Origin of the sequence: Ketobacter sp., assembly GCF_003671495.1 — a bacterium.
In the GTDB taxonomy this organism is placed as follows: Bacteria; Pseudomonadota; Gammaproteobacteria; order Pseudomonadales; family Ketobacteraceae; genus Ketobacter.
In genome coordinates, this window is record NZ_RCHN01000006.1 from 181,784 (window position 1) to 196,202 (window position 14,419).

Annotated in this window: 13 protein-coding genes; 9 read left to right on the forward strand and 4 right to left on the reverse strand. The window is 57.2% G+C overall.

Annotated elements, in window-relative coordinates; translation table 11 throughout:
* Positions 1-18: 18 nt before the first annotated feature.
* The 4 genes from pdxH (at position 19) to D9N14_RS02270 (ending at position 4,838) form a co-directional block, all read left to right on the forward strand.
* Positions 19-654: a pyridoxamine 5'-phosphate oxidase gene (pdxH, locus tag D9N14_RS02255; RefSeq protein WP_290576413.1), complete on the forward strand. Its 636-nt coding sequence runs from the start codon at positions 19-21 to the stop codon at positions 652-654.
* Positions 655-772: 118 nt separating this feature from the next.
* On the forward strand, positions 773-1,834 hold the full coding sequence (locus D9N14_RS02260; protein ID WP_290576415.1) for a heme-binding protein: 1,062 nt from the start codon (positions 773-775) through the stop codon (positions 1,832-1,834).
* 265 nt (positions 1,835-2,099) lie between these two features.
* A complete protein-coding gene (glpD, locus tag D9N14_RS02265) occupies positions 2,100-3,761 on the forward strand; it encodes a glycerol-3-phosphate dehydrogenase (RefSeq protein ID WP_290576417.1) in 1,662 nt (553 codons plus the stop codon).
* 132 nt (positions 3,762-3,893) lie between these two features.
* A complete protein-coding gene (locus D9N14_RS02270) occupies positions 3,894-4,838 on the forward strand; it encodes a LysR family transcriptional regulator (protein WP_290576419.1) in 945 nt (314 codons plus the stop codon).
* Here the strand turns inward: D9N14_RS02270 and D9N14_RS02275 are convergent.
* Entirely contained in the window at positions 4,835-6,460 is a 1,626-nt protein-coding gene (locus D9N14_RS02275) for an ATP-binding protein (RefSeq protein WP_290576421.1), read from the reverse strand. The two genes, D9N14_RS02270 and D9N14_RS02275, sit on opposite strands and share 4 nt — an antisense overlap.
* Positions 6,461-6,496: 36 nt before the next feature.
* The gene (locus D9N14_RS02280; RefSeq protein WP_290576423.1) at positions 6,497-7,237 is read right to left on the reverse strand and encodes a response regulator; all 741 of its coding nucleotides are present in this window, start codon (positions 7,235-7,237) and stop codon (positions 6,497-6,499) included.
* A 444-nt stretch (positions 7,238-7,681) separates the two neighbouring features.
* Between D9N14_RS02280 and D9N14_RS02285 the strand changes: the two genes are divergently transcribed.
* Entirely contained in the window at positions 7,682-8,263 is a 582-nt protein-coding gene (locus D9N14_RS02285; RefSeq protein ID WP_290576425.1) for a DNA-3-methyladenine glycosylase I, read from the forward strand.
* Positions 8,247-8,483, forward strand: coding sequence for a TM2 domain-containing protein (locus tag D9N14_RS02290; RefSeq protein ID WP_290576427.1), 237 nt, complete (start codon positions 8,247-8,249; stop codon positions 8,481-8,483). Before D9N14_RS02285 ends, D9N14_RS02290 begins: the two co-directional genes overlap by 17 nt.
* A gap of 13 nt (positions 8,484-8,496) precedes the next feature.
* Here the strand turns inward: D9N14_RS02290 and D9N14_RS02295 are convergent, their stop codons facing one another.
* Positions 8,497-9,774, reverse strand: a complete 1,278-nt coding sequence (locus D9N14_RS02295; protein WP_290576573.1) for a serine hydrolase domain-containing protein — start codon at positions 9,772-9,774, stop codon at positions 8,497-8,499.
* Positions 9,774-10,067: an ArsR/SmtB family transcription factor gene (locus tag D9N14_RS02300; protein ID WP_290576429.1), complete on the reverse strand. Its 294-nt coding sequence runs from the start codon at positions 10,065-10,067 to the stop codon at positions 9,774-9,776. Before D9N14_RS02300 ends, D9N14_RS02295 begins: the two co-directional genes overlap by 1 nt.
* 190 nt (positions 10,068-10,257) lie before the next feature.
* On the opposite strand from D9N14_RS02300, the gene tcdA reads away from it, so the two are divergent.
* From tcdA to D9N14_RS02315, 3 genes are all read left to right on the forward strand, one after another.
* A complete protein-coding gene (gene tcdA / locus D9N14_RS02305; protein ID WP_290576431.1) occupies positions 10,258-11,064 on the forward strand; it encodes a tRNA cyclic N6-threonylcarbamoyladenosine(37) synthase TcdA in 807 nt (268 codons plus the stop codon).
* A gap of 81 nt (positions 11,065-11,145) precedes the next feature.
* A complete protein-coding gene (locus D9N14_RS02310; RefSeq protein WP_290576433.1) occupies positions 11,146-12,777 on the forward strand; it encodes a M12 family metallo-peptidase in 1,632 nt (543 codons plus the stop codon).
* 127 nt (positions 12,778-12,904) lie between these two features.
* Positions 12,905-14,113: a GAF domain-containing protein gene (locus tag D9N14_RS02315; protein WP_290576435.1), complete on the forward strand. Its 1,209-nt coding sequence runs from the start codon at positions 12,905-12,907 to the stop codon at positions 14,111-14,113.
* Positions 14,114-14,419 lie beyond the last annotated feature (306 nt).

Consider the following 14,419-nt stretch of genomic DNA (forward strand, 5'->3'; position numbering starts at 1 on the left):
TGACGGACGGAATCTGGCGTGGACATTAGCGATATGCGGCGCGAATTTGAAAGCGCCGGACTCAACCGAGAAGATCTTGATAACGACCCCATACAGCAGTTTGAACGGTGGTTTCAGGATGCCCGCGACGCCGGTATCCTGGAACCCAACGCCATGTCCCTGGCCACGGTGGACGCCACCGGCCAACCGACGGTGCGCACGGTGCTGCTGAAGTATTTTGATGAACAGGGCTTTGTCTTCTTCACCAATTACGAAAGCCGCAAAGCCCACAATATAGAGCACACCCCCAAAGCCGCCGCCCTGTTCCCCTGGCTGGGGTTGAACCGACAGGTCTCGATACAGGGCAGCGTACGCCGCATCAGCAAAGCGGAATCCTTCAAATACTTTTCCTCACGGCCGCGGGAAAGCCAGATTGGCGCCTGGGTTTCCGACCAGAGTAAAGCCATCAGCTCCCGCGGTCTGCTGGAGCAAAAACTGGCGGAAATGAAGCGCAAGTTCGGTGAAGGGCACATTCCGTTACCCACCTTCTGGGGTGGCTACCAGATTGTGCCGCAACGGGTGGAATTCTGGCAGGGGCGCCCCCATCGCCTGCATGACCGGTTTGAGTATCTGCGTGACGGGGAGCAATGGGGCATCCAGCGCCTGCAGCCCTGAGCCAGGCTCGGCTGCCATGATAAAAATTACCGATTCCAATTAGGCACTATGCTGCGGACAGCGTGGCACCGGGCTCAGTAATATCCTTTTTACCATTCAGGCCAATAAGGATATTACCATGTCTACCCATCGAATTATGGACAAGTGCCACCGTCGCCGCCCCCGCCGAGAAGTTCGCCCCGCCCGGGAAGGGGATGAAAACCTGGGCGTGCTCAAGCTGCTGCCTGGCAAATGGAAAAGCCAGGACACCGGCTGGAACATGATTGCCCTGCCCACCGAAGGCCCCAAGTTCAGTTATCGACTGCTCATGAACCAGTATAGTGAGACTCTGGAATTTCTGGAGGTGGACGATAACATCCCCAATCGCGGCGTACTCCGCAACGACCCCAACAAACAGGAAGAGGATAAGGACCCGGACCAATTCCTGATTGGTCTGGACTACAAGCAGGTGATTACCCAGGTCGCCGCCGAAGACCGCATGATTGCCATTCAGGAGGACGGCAGTGAAGACATCGTGGCAAGCGGCTTGCAAGGGGATGTGCCTTCCACCATCCATCACGAACCCGGGCTCTTCCTGCACATGAAGGATGAACGTTCCAACAACGTGGATATTGCCCGCCTTGCCACCATTCCACACGGAGATTCAGTGCTGGCACTGGGCACCAGCAAAGTGATCGAGGATCCGGAGGCCCTGAAGAAATTCAGAATCCCGGGCATTAACGGCCTTCCCATCGGCGTCAACCCGGAGCTGCCGCCACTGCCGTCGGAATTACCCACCCGCCAAAAGCTCGGCTACATGACGCCCTATTCCCACTATGTGGAGAAACCGTTCAGGGGCACTGTGCCAGACACAGTGTCCGGGTTTCCCGGCTTCAACCCAAAAGATCCTCACGACCTGCTGAACGTCGCCAATCGCAACCTCGAATTCAAGCGCATCACCCGGCTGATGTTTGATACGGAAATCGAAAGCGGTGGCATCGTCAACATTCCGTTTGTGGTGAAGCAGGCCAACGCGGCCTCGATGAAGTCCACATTCTGGATTCAGGAGCTCGAGGGCAAGTTGCGTATGCAGTATTTGCAGGTCGTGATGCTGGATTTCTTCCCCCGCTTTGATGGCTTGCCCGGCTTGATCCGCTGGCCCCACATCAGCATCAACACACTGGAAAAAGTCTCCCGATAAGTCAACCGGGGCAGTCCATCCTGCTCACCCGCCAGCAAAGCCGGTGGCCCCAGCCGCCGGCTTTCTTCTCCAGAAGGCCTTTTCACGGGCCCACTCCACGCCCCTTCATTGAAGCCCCAAAGCCCCTTACCGCTTGTCAGCCCCCGTTATGCGCGCTTACTGTCACGAAATCTTCGTTTTATTTCTATTGCGAAAACAAACGAAAGCAAATAAACTTGAATAACACGCTGTACGAAACGATTTGATTACTAAAGGTAGCGCAATCATGCACAGCCACCCCCCTCTTCAAAGCGTCATCCATGGCACCGCCACCGACCGGAAAAATGTCAACTTATCAAACAGTTATGACGTTTTCGTGGTGGGTGGCGGCATCAATGGCTGCGGCATTGCGGCAGAAGCGGCGGGCCGGGGGATGAAAGTGGGGCTCTGCGAACAGAGCGACCTGGCCGCGGCAACCTCCTCCGCCAGCAGCAAATTGATTCACGGCGGCCTGCGCTATCTGGAACATTACGAATTCCGACTGGTACGTGAAGCCCTGGCGGAGCGGGAGATCCTGCTACACAAGGCCCCCCACCTGATCAAACCCCTGCGTTTCGTGTTGCCCCATCGCCCCCATTTGCGCCCGGCCTGGATGATTCGTACAGGCCTGTTCCTGTACGATCACCTGGCCCGCCGCAACAGGATCCCGGGCTCCCGGGGATTGGCATTCCATGGCAATGACCAGCATCCCGCCAACCCTTTACAGGATTCCATCGTCAAGGGTTTCGAATACTATGATTGCCGGGTGGACGATGCCCGCCTGGTGATCAGCAATGCGTTGTCCGCCCACGAGCAGGGAGCCGACATCCAGGTGCAAACCCGCTGCCTCAATGCCCGGCGACAGGATGGCCTGTGGCACATCACGTTGCAGCACATTGCCAGCGGTCAGCGCCAAACCTGCACCGCCAAAACACTGGTGAACGCCGCCGGCCCCTGGGCCCAGCGCTTCATCGAGCAGAATCTGCAGGCGACCTCGCCGCGTAAAATAAACCTGATCAAGGGCAGCCACCTGGTCACCCGCAAACTGTACCAGGGCGATCAGGCCTACATCCTGCAAAACGAAGATCAGCGCATCGTCTTCGTGATTCCCTATCAGGATGATTTCACCCTGATCGGCACCACCGACAAAGCCTATCATGGCGATCCCGCCCAGGTGGCCATGGATGCCGAAGAGGAAGCCTATCTGCTGGACATCGTTAATCGCCATTTCAAGCACGCCATCAGCAGCGAAGACGTGCTGTGGCGCTACTCCGGTGTTCGCCCCCTGTGTGATGACGAGTCGGACTCCCCCTCGGCCATGACCCGGGATTACACGCTGGAATTACAGACCAATGAGCAGAACCAAGCCCCCTTGTTGAGCATCTTCGGCGGCAAGATCACCACCTACCGCAGGCTGGCCCAGGCCGCCATGAAAGCGCTTGCGCCCCACCTGGAGAACTTGCAACCGGCGGTGACGGATGCTGCCGTGCTGCCCGGCGGGGACATCGGTGACACGGATTTCGATGTCTGGGTGGCTCTGGTGCAACATCAATACGAGTGGCTGGATGGCGAACACTGCCGCCGGTTGTGTAACGCCTACGGAACGCGCATTCACACACTGCTTGCAGATTGTCGGCAGCTTACTGATCTTGGCGAGCATTTTGGTGCCGGGCTGTTCCAGCGGGAAGTGGATTTCCTGATGCAACAGGAGTGGGCGCACAGCGCCGACGACATTCTCTGGCGCCGCAGCAAACTGGGGCTGCGCCTGAGCCCGCAGGAAGCGCAACACTTGTCAGATTATATAGCGCTCAGGTTAAAGGCTAAGGCCAAGCAGGTGGATGCCGGCCCGGCACAAGCCCAGTTGCCTTGCACTCCAACCATTGAGCCGGCATTGCGACAGGCCGTTTGACGCGCTTTTTGCGAACGTCCCACTGCCTATGCAATTTGCCTGCTACGAACTTTTATTTGGCCCGGGTCTGGGTGACAATACCCCGCTGTTGCATTATCGCCACACGGCACTACCCCCATACCGGACCAAAGCATGGCACGCATTGAAGTCAAACATTTACGCACGCTCGTCGCCCTGAGGGATTGCGGCAGCCTGGTGGATGCCGCGCAACAGGTGCACCTCACTCAATCCGCTCTTTCCCATCAACTGAAAGAACTGGAAGATCGCCTGGGGCAACCGGTGGTGATCCGCAAATCCAAGCCGTTGAAGTTCACCAAAGGTGGAGAACGGCTGCTGCAGCTGGCGGAACAGGTGCTGCCGGCCGTGGAGCAGGCAGAACAGGATATCGTACGTCTGGCCGAGGGCAAGCAGGGCCGCTTGCACATTGCCATTGAATGCCACAGTTGTTTTGACTGGTTGATGCCCACCATTGACGAATACCGGGAAGACTGGCCAGACGTGGAGATCGACCTGATCAGTGGCTTCAACTTTGATCCCCTGCCGGCACTGGCGCGGGCAGAACTGGACCTGGTGATCACCTCCGATCCGCAGAACCTGCCGGGCATCCGCTATATTCCCCTGTTTCAGTATGAAGCCCTGCTGTGCGTGGCCAAGCATCACCCCCTGACCAAAAAACCCGTAATTCTGCCCCAGGACCTAGCCGGCGAAACGCTCATTACCTACCCGGTGGAGCATGCACGGCTGGATATTTTCAAGTACTTCCTGCTGCCGGCCAACGTGCAACCGGCCCACACCCGGACTGCGGAGCTGACCATCATGATCATTCAACTGGTGGCCTCCGGTCGTGGCGTATGCGCCCTGCCAAACTGGGGCATCACGGATTATCTGGAAAAAGGCTATGTGGTGGCGCGCTCACTGGGGGACGACGGCATCTGGGCGAACCTGTATGCCGCCATTCGTGAGGATCAGGCAGAGTCACCCTATATGGAAGAGTTCATCAACACGGCCAGGCTGTGCAGCCAGCAGAACCTGCGCGGCATACTGGCCGTCGCGCCGGAAGACGATCCGGCGGCTTAGTTCGACTCCCTGAGACTTTGCAAACGGGGCCAGAGAAAACTAAATTTGGCCCCGCCCAATTCGCTCTCCCCTACCCGCACTCGCCCACCGTGCCAATAGGCGATCCGGTTCACGATCGATAACCCCAACCCATAGCCACCGGACGCCCGGGTGCGACTGTCGTCCAGGCGAGTGAACGGCTGGAACACCCGCTTGCGATCGGATTCGGGAATGCCCGGGCCATCATCATGCACATCAATACGAAACACATCCCCCATGGCAGAGAACGTGATCTCCACCCGGCCCTGGGCATAGCGTAACGCATTGCCTACCAGGTTCTGCACCACCCGATGGATGTAACGCTCTTCCCCTTCCGCGTAGCAACGCTCCTCCGGCAGGTCCGGCGGCACATACACCACCGCCTTGTCGCCGGACAGCGCCTTGCTTTCCTGCTCCACCCGCCGCATCAGGGCATCCAGGTCGATCATCACAAAATCCAGTACCGGAGTGCCTTCCTCCAGCTTGGAATAGGTGAGAATCTCATCAATGAGTTTGTCCAGCTGTTCGATATCCAGGTCGATAAGATCCACCTGCCGCAATCGCTGCTCGTCGTTATCGGCGTCGATCAGCATTTCCAGACCAAAGCGAATCCGGGCCACCGGCGTGCGCAGCTCATGGGATACCGCCCGGGTCAATTCTTTCTGGGAATTCAGCAGGCGCTGGATGTGCTCAGTCATCCCATTCAGGGTGCCCGCCAACTGGCCAATGGCATCGGAGCCTTCCACCGGAGCCCGCGCATTGAGGTCACCCCCACGGATGCGCAACACCGCTTTTTCCAGTGCGGAAAGCCGGTTTTCCAGGGGTTTCACCAACAGATAAACCGCAAACCCCACCAGCCCCAACGCGATTACCACCATCACTGCCATCAGCTCAAACGGGTACCAGTTGAACATGTTCTGGGGCCCGAGCTGCAGCACCTCGCCGGTTTCGTTCAGCAGTTTATAGGCGGTGATCTGCGTGTTGTTGCCGCGGTTGCCGGCAAAATTGGCCACGGCCTGCTCCTCATTGAACAGGCGATGCTTTTTGTCGTCGTCCAGTTTGACTTCAAACGGCGCGATGCGGCGCACGGGAAAGCCGAAAGTTTTATTGATCTGGGCAAGGCGGGCATTCCATTCGTTTACCGGATAGCGGGACAGGTACTGAGCGATCAGCTCGGCCATACCGCGACCCTGCTGTTCCGTCATGTATTCCCCCCGGGCCACCAGATAACGCGTCCCCTCCCGATAGGGAATCGAGACAATGGCTTCACCTTCCCGGTTGAACTCATCCAGGATGCGCAGAACCACCTTATTCTCTTTCAGCTCCTCACGCTGGGTGGTGGTAAGCTCCAATTGATCCAGGCCTACCAGCGTCATGCGTGAATCCAGCATGTGGCCCACCTCCTGCACCCAGCGCTCCCGGTAGTCCTCCGGTTGACTGGCAGTGAGGTCCGCAATCAGTTGCACCGGCCCGGTGATCAGGGCACTGCGAAAATACTGCAGGCGGAAGAAATTAATGGCTTCGAGGGATACGTAGAACGCAATACCGATTACGAGGCAGACCATGATCATGCCACCGTAAATGCGCAGGAAAATACTGTTCAAAGGGCTTCAACCTTTACAGCCTGCCTCACCCGCTGATCAGGTGAGGTCTCTGACAAACAAATAACCTTTGCTGCGGACGGTTTTGATGCGGCGGGGATTCATTGGGTCGTCTCCCACCTTGGGGCGAATCCGCGACACCCTGACATCTATGGAACGATCCTGACCGTCATACTGAATCCCCCGCAACCGCTCAAAGATTTCCTCACGGGACAAGATGGAGCCGGCATTGGAAGCCAGCAACCACAACAGGTCGTATTCAGCACTGGTGAGATCCACGGCCGCCCCACCCAACCAGACTTCACGGGCACTGTTATCAATGACCAGATCTCCGAACTCGAGGCGGTTCTGGGTGGACTCTGACGTGTTTTTCTCTTGCTGCGCGTCACTGCTGTCAGACCGTCGCAGCAACGCCCGAATTCGGGCCAGCAACACCCGGGGTTTGACCGGCTTTGCCACGTAATCATCGGCGCCCATTTCCAGGCCGAGCACCTGATCCACGTCGTCAGTCCGGGCGGTCAACATCAGGATGGGCTTCTTATACTTGTCGCGCACACTCTTGCACACTTCCAGGCCGTCGGCCCCGGGCAGCATCAGGTCCAACACCACCATGTCCGGCTGGCGATCAATGATGGCGCTGATGGCCAGGTTACCGTCTCCGATGATCTCCACCTTCAAACCATTGCCGCGCAGGTACTCCGCGGTCAATTCCGCCAGGCGTTCGTCATCTTCGACGATTATCACATAGGGCTGGCTGTTCTCGTTGGTATCTGTGCGCATGGCTGCGACCTCTTGAACCTTGCTATGTCTATAAAAATATTATGTTTTTTTAACGACTTACCTACAAAGATAGGTTGTATACGACAACTGCGCCAGTTTTATCAAGCGCATCGTTCAAATTTTGTAGCCTAGGTTATAACAGCAGCCTCTAATTGAGCTAGGCAAAATTTTCAATCTACACAGCAACCCCACACTTTATCCACAGCTTTTCCACTGCAAGTCGCCTTGATAAGGCCAATATGGCGCACTATCTTGTAGTGTACTGGTTATTCCATAACTAGATGTTGTATCTGTCTCCCAATACGGACTTTGTACCGAGAATAACTATAACAACCGAAAACCGCGCTATTCCTGCCCCGCATCGTCCCCGCGATGGCGGGGATTTTTTTCTGTTTTGTCATATTTTGGTTATGATGCTGCCTCGGCCTGGTAGCGAGACCCCCTATGAACCTGAAACGCTGTGATTGGTGTGGTAATGACGAGTTGTATCGACAGTATCATGACGACGAATGGAGCGTGCCCTGTTTCAATGATACGGTTCTGTTCGAGTTCCTGCTGTTGGAAGGCGCCCAGGCCGGCCTGAGCTGGATTACCATTCTGCGCAAGCGGGAAAATTACAGGTCTGCATTCGATCAGTTCGATCCCGTAAAGATCGCGCGCTACACACCCAAAAAAATCGAGAAGCTGCTGACCAACCCCGGTATCGTCCGCAACCGCCTGAAGGTGGAAAGTGCCGTTCGCAACGCCCGGGCTTACCTCGCCATCGTGGAAAGGGAATCCAGTTTTTCAGAATACATCTGGCAGTTTGTGGATGGGGAGCCGAAGCAGAACCGCTGGAAGTCCATGGCTCAGGTGCCCGCCTCCACCCCTCAATCCGACCTCATGAGCAAGCAGCTGAAGAAAGACGGTTTCAATTTTGTGGGCAGCACCATTTGTTACGCGTACATGCAATCCATGGGAATGGTGAACGATCATCTGACCACTTGCTTCCGCCATCAGGAGTGCGCCGTTGTCAGTCGAACCTAAGCGCCCCAAGTCCCGACGAAAAATTTTGCCGGCGCTGTTGTTGTGCCTGGTGTTTGGCCTGTTCGGCACCCATCGTTTTTATGTGGGCAAGGTGGGCACCGGGATTCTGCAGATGCTGACCCTGGGCGGGCTCGGTTTCTGGGTACTGTTTGACGCCGTGCTGCTGGTACTGGGCAAGTTTGTTGATGCTCAGGGTGCCCAGCTACGGGACTGGACCTAGCGGTTGCAGACGCTCAGTTCACCAGGTCGTAAAACCGGTCGGTGAGGATATTACGGAACGGTCCACGCCGCCCTTCCACCTGCTCTGCACAGCGAATAATCGCCCCGTTCAACCGGGCGATGCGGGTATCACCAAAGGGTGATGTTCCCCCGCTGCTGTTGACGATGAAACCCACCCCCAGACGCCGGCCCGGATCACACCAGGCGCCGGAGCCACCCCAGCCAAAATGACCAAAGGCCTCTGGCGTCCGCGGACCGGTAGTGAACACCCGATGGAAGCCCAGTCGCCAATGCATGGGTAACGGCACCACCCGATCCACCCGCCGGCTTTGGATTTCCGCCATGGCCCGCACCCGTTGCGGCGATAGAATCCTCACGCCGTCCAACTCACCACCTTCAGCAATAGCACCGTACATACGCGCCAATGAGCGGGCGGTAAACATGCCGTTAGCGGCTGGAATGCAACTCTGCACCACCTTCGGATCGTTAAAACTGAGGCGACCGATACCGCGGGGCGCCAAACCGGCCACAAAGCCGTTAGGGTCAGCCCCCAACAGGCGGACACCGCGGCTGATCAATTGCCCCTGGGCCCGGCGCATCAGGCTGGGCCGGGAACGGGACCCAGCAGACCCGGAAGGTGGCCGGGATGCTTCCGCATAAGCCGCCAGGATGGCCCGCCGCGACATGTGTTCATCCGGCAGCCCCACAAACATTCCGTCCAACCCCAACGGCACCACCAGCAATTCGAACATCAATTCAGAAAAGGTCTTGCCGGTAACCCGGCTCATTACCTCCCCCAGCAACCAGCCATAGGTGAGACCATGGTAGCCGTGGCTGGTGCCCGGCCGATGGCTGGGTGTGGCCCGTTCCAGGCGGTCGATCATGTGCTCCCAATCCAGCATGTGGGTGGCGTCATCAATCATGCCGCGAATGTCATACAACCCGCTCTGGTGACACAGCAGGTGGCGAATGGTGATCTCATCTTTGCCGGAACCTTTGAATTCCGGCCAGTAAAAAGCCACCGGCCGGTCATACTCAATCAGTCCACGGTCCGCCAGAATGTGCATCATCACCGAGGCTACACCTTTGGTGGTGGAGAAGGACAGGGCCAGCGTATCCTCCAACCAGGGATTGCCCTGCTTGTCCCGCTTTCCGGCCCAGATATCCACGACACCCTTGCCTTGGTAATACACCGACAGGGCGGCGCCGCTGCGCCCATCATCCGGAATCTGGCGCACAAACTCCGAGGCCACCACGCTGAATCCCGGGTGAACATAACCTTTGTATTGCATCACACCTGCTCCTGGAAAAATTGCTGCAAATTCCGGTAGGTGGCTTCGTTCAGGTAACAGGTTACAAACTTGCCCTGACGTTCCACACTGATCAGCTCCGCATTCACCAGCTCTTTGATGTGGTGGGATACGGTGGGCGCCCCCACATTGAGCGCATTGATAAAGTCCGTCAGGGCACAGCCCGCCAACGCCTGCGAAGACAGGGCCCGGCGCTGTATGATCTCCTGATAGATCTGTAATCGGTTGGGGTGTGACAGAGCTTTGAAGGCCTTCGCCAACTGACGGTTATCCACCTGATGGGTTCTCCCGGAATTTCATACTTCGACAAGTATAAAACTAATCCGGGGTCAGGGCACCCTGAGCATCGCTCTGTCCACGTCCGCTTTTCACGCCCTCATTTCACTCCCGGGCCCGCTCCTTTATAATCCCCGGTTTTCATGCTGCGCGTCCCTCGGCGCGCCCTTGCCGGGGCCAGGTTTATTCATGCTGTCTGACAACTACCAAAATCGCTTTGGGGGCATTGAACGCCTCTATGGTGCCGGCACCCTGGACATCCTGCAGCGGGCCCACGTCTGTGTGGTGGGCATTGGCGGCGTGGGCTCCTGGGCGGCAGAGGCCCTGGCCCGCTCCGGCGTGGGCGCAATCACCCTGGTGGACATGGACGAGATCTGTGTTTCGAACACCAATCGGCAGATCCATGCCCTGGGCGGCCAGTTTGGCCGGGTCAAAGTGGAGGCCATGGCGGAACGCCTGCTGGCCATCAATCCGGAACTGCATTGTCACCCCGACATGGATTTCGTCACCGTGGCCAACGTGGCCGAAAAAATGCGACCGGAGTTCGACTTCGTGCTGGATGCCACCGACAGTGTGAAGCACAAGGTCGCCATGATTGTCTATTGCAAGCGCAACAAGATTCCCATTTATGTGGTCGGTGGCGCCGGCGGCCAAACCGATCCCACCCGCATTCATTATGCCGACCTGACCCGGGCGGAGCAGGACCCGTTGCTGGCCCTGGTACGGAAAAAGCTCAGGCAGGACCACGGCTATACCAGTAACCTGAAACGTCGCTTCAGTATCGAGTGCGTTTATTCCGATGAGCCGGTTCTGTTTCAACAGGCAGACGGCAGCGTGTGCTCCACCCGCCCTCCGGCCCACGCTGACAGTAGTGTACGACTGGACTGCGCCGGGGGCATCGGTGCCTCAACCTGTGTGACCGCCACCTTTGGATTTGTGGCCACTTCACGTATTATCAAAAAAATATTGGATAAAGCGCACCGAACTGAGCCATAGTCGGTGTTGAATGGAAGTACGGATAACAATATGAAAAACCATAACTCATTTAGTTTTCTACGCCTTTGCTGCACCCTATTGATGTGGGCCACCAGTGCCCTGACCTTTGCACAGAGCACTCTCTATCTGGACGTTGCCGGCCAACCCATGGCGCTGGAATTGACCCCCAGAAACATCGATCGCTACGGCATCCAACCGGCGGATTCTTCCACCCGTTTCTATGGGGTACACCTGCGGGATTTCCCGGAGAGTAAAGGCCGGGCCGCCTACATCGACGGCCAGTGGCAGGGCCTGCTGCTCCACGACGGCCAGCTTCACCTGATCAGCGCGCTCAGCCCTGAGGGTGAGGCCAAGAGCGCAGCGGCAACCAACCGCTTTGTGGCCCAGACACTCAATCAGGACCTGAGCCTGGGTCAGTGTGGGTTCACCCCTCAGGTGTCCGCTGCAACACAATCCCCCGCCGCCAGCCAGACCATTACACCCCGCAACTTTACCCCACGGGCTTTGCAGATCGATTACGACACGTACTGTGACGATACTGTGGAAGGCGTGTGCCTGGTCGGTCAGCTCACCCTGGTGTTTGACAGCCAGTTCGAGTCCGATTTTGGTTCCAGCTATCAATCCCAGGCCATTGCCATCACCGAATACGTGGACCTGCTTTACCAGCAGGAATTCAAGATCGCGTTTAACAAACTGCGCATGGCCTTCGGTTCCGGTGACCAGTTTGGCGGCGGCAACGACATCGAAGCGGTGCTGGACGACATGGAGGCCCAGCGGGTGGCCGGTGATACCGCCTCGTTCGACCCCAATGTGTTTTCCATTCTGCATTTCATCAGCGGGCGTAACTACGCCGACGCAGGCCCCGCCATCGGCATTGCCTTCGGCCCCACTTACGCCAGCTTCCCCACTCCGGACTTTCCTTTACTCTGTTCCGGCTACGCCATGGGCACCTCGCAGGTATTCGGCAGCGGCAGCAATCGCACCGCCCTGACCTCCATCATCGTCGCCCATGAAATCGGCCACAATTTCGGTTTCCTGCACGACGGTGTTGATCCCGGCGTCACCTCCTGTTCTTCCTCGGCCTTCATCATGGCTGCGGAACTGAACCCTTCCGCCAGCGGCTTTTCCAGTTGTTCCCACGACGCGCTGGCACCCAACCTGAACGCCATCAACAACATCGAGACCTGCTTCGACTTCCCCATTAATGCCTCGTTGGTGGTGGACAGCGGCAACCCGGCATTTGCCGAACCCGGCTCCATCGTCAACACCCGCTATGACATCACCGCCATTGCCCGCAGCGACCGCACCCTGAACCTTCGGCTCACCGGCACCATCACCAGCAGCGCGGCGACCCTGATCAGTGCCCGTCTGGACAGCACCCCCTGCACCCTCAACAGTGGCAACACGCAATATACCTGTAACATCACCAATGCCAGTGTGCACTCCCTGGAACTGGAGTTGCAGACCGCCCTCAGCAATCTCAGCATCCGTCATCAGGTGGCCAGCACCAACGGGGACGATTTTGATGTGGACAGCGCAGACAACCAGGTGGTGGAGACCATCAGCGTGGACTTTGACGGAGCCGGCAACGACTCCGAAAACCTGGCGTCTCTGGACAACAAAGGCAGCGGTGGCGCCCTGCTTTGGCTATCGCTTAACCTGATGGTTTTGCTGGTGGCCAGACGACATTGCAGGGCCCGGTCGCCATCGTGAAAACCGTCACAGTTCTGGTCGTTTATCCGCCAGAGTTCGTGGCTGTGTGAAAGAAATAACAGTGGAATACTCCTGAATACCCCCCCAGGTACTAAACTGGAGGGATTAGGACTTGCAGGAGTATTCCATGGCCATTTTCCATCAAGACGCTTTTTTCTGGCGCCTGATCAATCTGACCCGATCACTGTCCACCGAAACCGACAAGTGGAAACTGTTCAGTAACATCCTCAATGAATGCCAGGGCATCACCCATTGCGACGGAGCGACCCTGTATTTACTGGAGGAAGACGAAGCCGGGCCGCGCCTGGACTACGCCATGATCCAGAACAAATCCCTGGGCCTGAATCAAAAATTCTGTGAGCCGGGCCAATCCGCCCTCACCCCCATCCGGGTACAGACCACCGATTCCGACAACAACCAGACCCACAGTATTGCCGCCTATTGTGCTCTGCAGGCCAAGTCTGTGTGTGTGGAGGATGTCTATAACTCCACCCAGTTCAATATCTGCGGCATCAAGGCCTTTGATGACCTGTTCGACTACCGCACCCGGTCGGTGCTGTCGGTGCCGGTCATCAAACCCGGACGCCGGGTGCTGGGGGTTATCCAGCTGGTGAATCCACTCAATCCGCTGTCTGGCACCGTGGCCCATTACTCCGAAACCCAGATTGCCATCATTGAATCCCTGGCAGCATTGATGGCGACGATTCTGGAGAGTGCCGAGCTGGAACATGCCGAAGGCGGCCTCTTGGTGCGGCTTTCCCAACCCAAGGGCACCGACGCCATATTTGAGCGGGTACTGGACGAAGCCATGCGGGTCACCCGGGCGGACGGCGGCACTATCTATTGGTACCGGGATGACGCGCCCAAGCGCCTGGAATTTGTGGCCCTGAAGAACAACTCCCTGAACCTGGCGTTTACCGCATTCGAATCCGAATCCAGGGACATCTCCCCCCTGCTGCTGGAGGTGGATGGAGAGCCCAATCTGCAGAACGTGGCCACCTTCACCGCCATCAGCAAACAGGTGGTCAATATTGATGACGCCTATAACAACACCACCTTTGATTTCTCGGGTATGAAGAGCTTCGATCAGCAGTACGGCTATCACTCCAAATCGTTCCTCAGCGTGCCGCTGTTGAACCATGCTCAGGAAGTGATTGGCGTCATGCAGCTGATCAATGCGCGCAACGCCTTCAATCAGGATGTGATCGCGTTCTCCAGCCAGTTGGAGCCGTTGGTGAAAGGGTTGGCCTCCTACGCAGCCATGACCCTGGAAAACGACATGCTGGTGCACGCCAAGCACACTGATAAAGCAATCAGAAAAACCGTCAATCAGTGACCAGTCCCGCCGCGAATCCGCAATTTTGGTAATTTTTCACAAAATGCCTCGGTATTTTGCCAATAAAAAACCATGCCGAATGCTACTACTATTTAAATCAGGCGCTTAAGAACACCGCGAGCACCCTTCGTTCTAAGTGCCTGCCCCGAATACCAAGTTCGGGGAACTCACAACTATGCGAGCACCAACTGGCCATGAGTATGGACGCTCTGGAACGGTCAGTATGTGTTGGTAAGGGATGCGAGCCCCTTACCAACACTTTTTTAATCTTGGGTCCGGCTTCCGGGGTTAGTTGGAGAGAACATA

Bases quoted from the DNA above. Each gene is read 5' to 3' on its own strand.
- D9N14_RS02260 (WP_290576415.1), top strand. From the start codon at position 773: ATGTCTACCCATCGAATTATGGACAAGTGCCACCGTCGCCGCCCCCGC.
- glpD (WP_290576417.1), top strand. From the start codon at position 2,100: ATGCACAGCCACCCCCCTCTTCAAAGCGTCATCCATGGCACCGCCACC.
- D9N14_RS02270 (WP_290576419.1), top strand. From the start codon at position 3,894: ATGGCACGCATTGAAGTCAAACATTTACGCACGCTCGTCGCCCTGAGG.
- D9N14_RS02280 (WP_290576423.1), bottom strand. From the start codon at position 7,237: ATGCGCACAGATACCAACGAGAACAGCCAGCCCTATGTGATAATCGTC.
- D9N14_RS02285 (WP_290576425.1), top strand. From the start codon at position 7,682: ATGAACCTGAAACGCTGTGATTGGTGTGGTAATGACGAGTTGTATCGA.
- D9N14_RS02295 (WP_290576573.1), bottom strand. From the start codon at position 9,774: ATGCAATACAAAGGTTATGTTCACCCGGGATTCAGCGTGGTGGCCTCG.
- tcdA (WP_290576431.1), top strand. From the start codon at position 10,258: ATGCTGTCTGACAACTACCAAAATCGCTTTGGGGGCATTGAACGCCTC.
- D9N14_RS02310 (WP_290576433.1), top strand. From the start codon at position 11,146: ATGTGGGCCACCAGTGCCCTGACCTTTGCACAGAGCACTCTCTATCTG.
- D9N14_RS02315 (WP_290576435.1), top strand. From the start codon at position 12,905: ATGGCCATTTTCCATCAAGACGCTTTTTTCTGGCGCCTGATCAATCTG.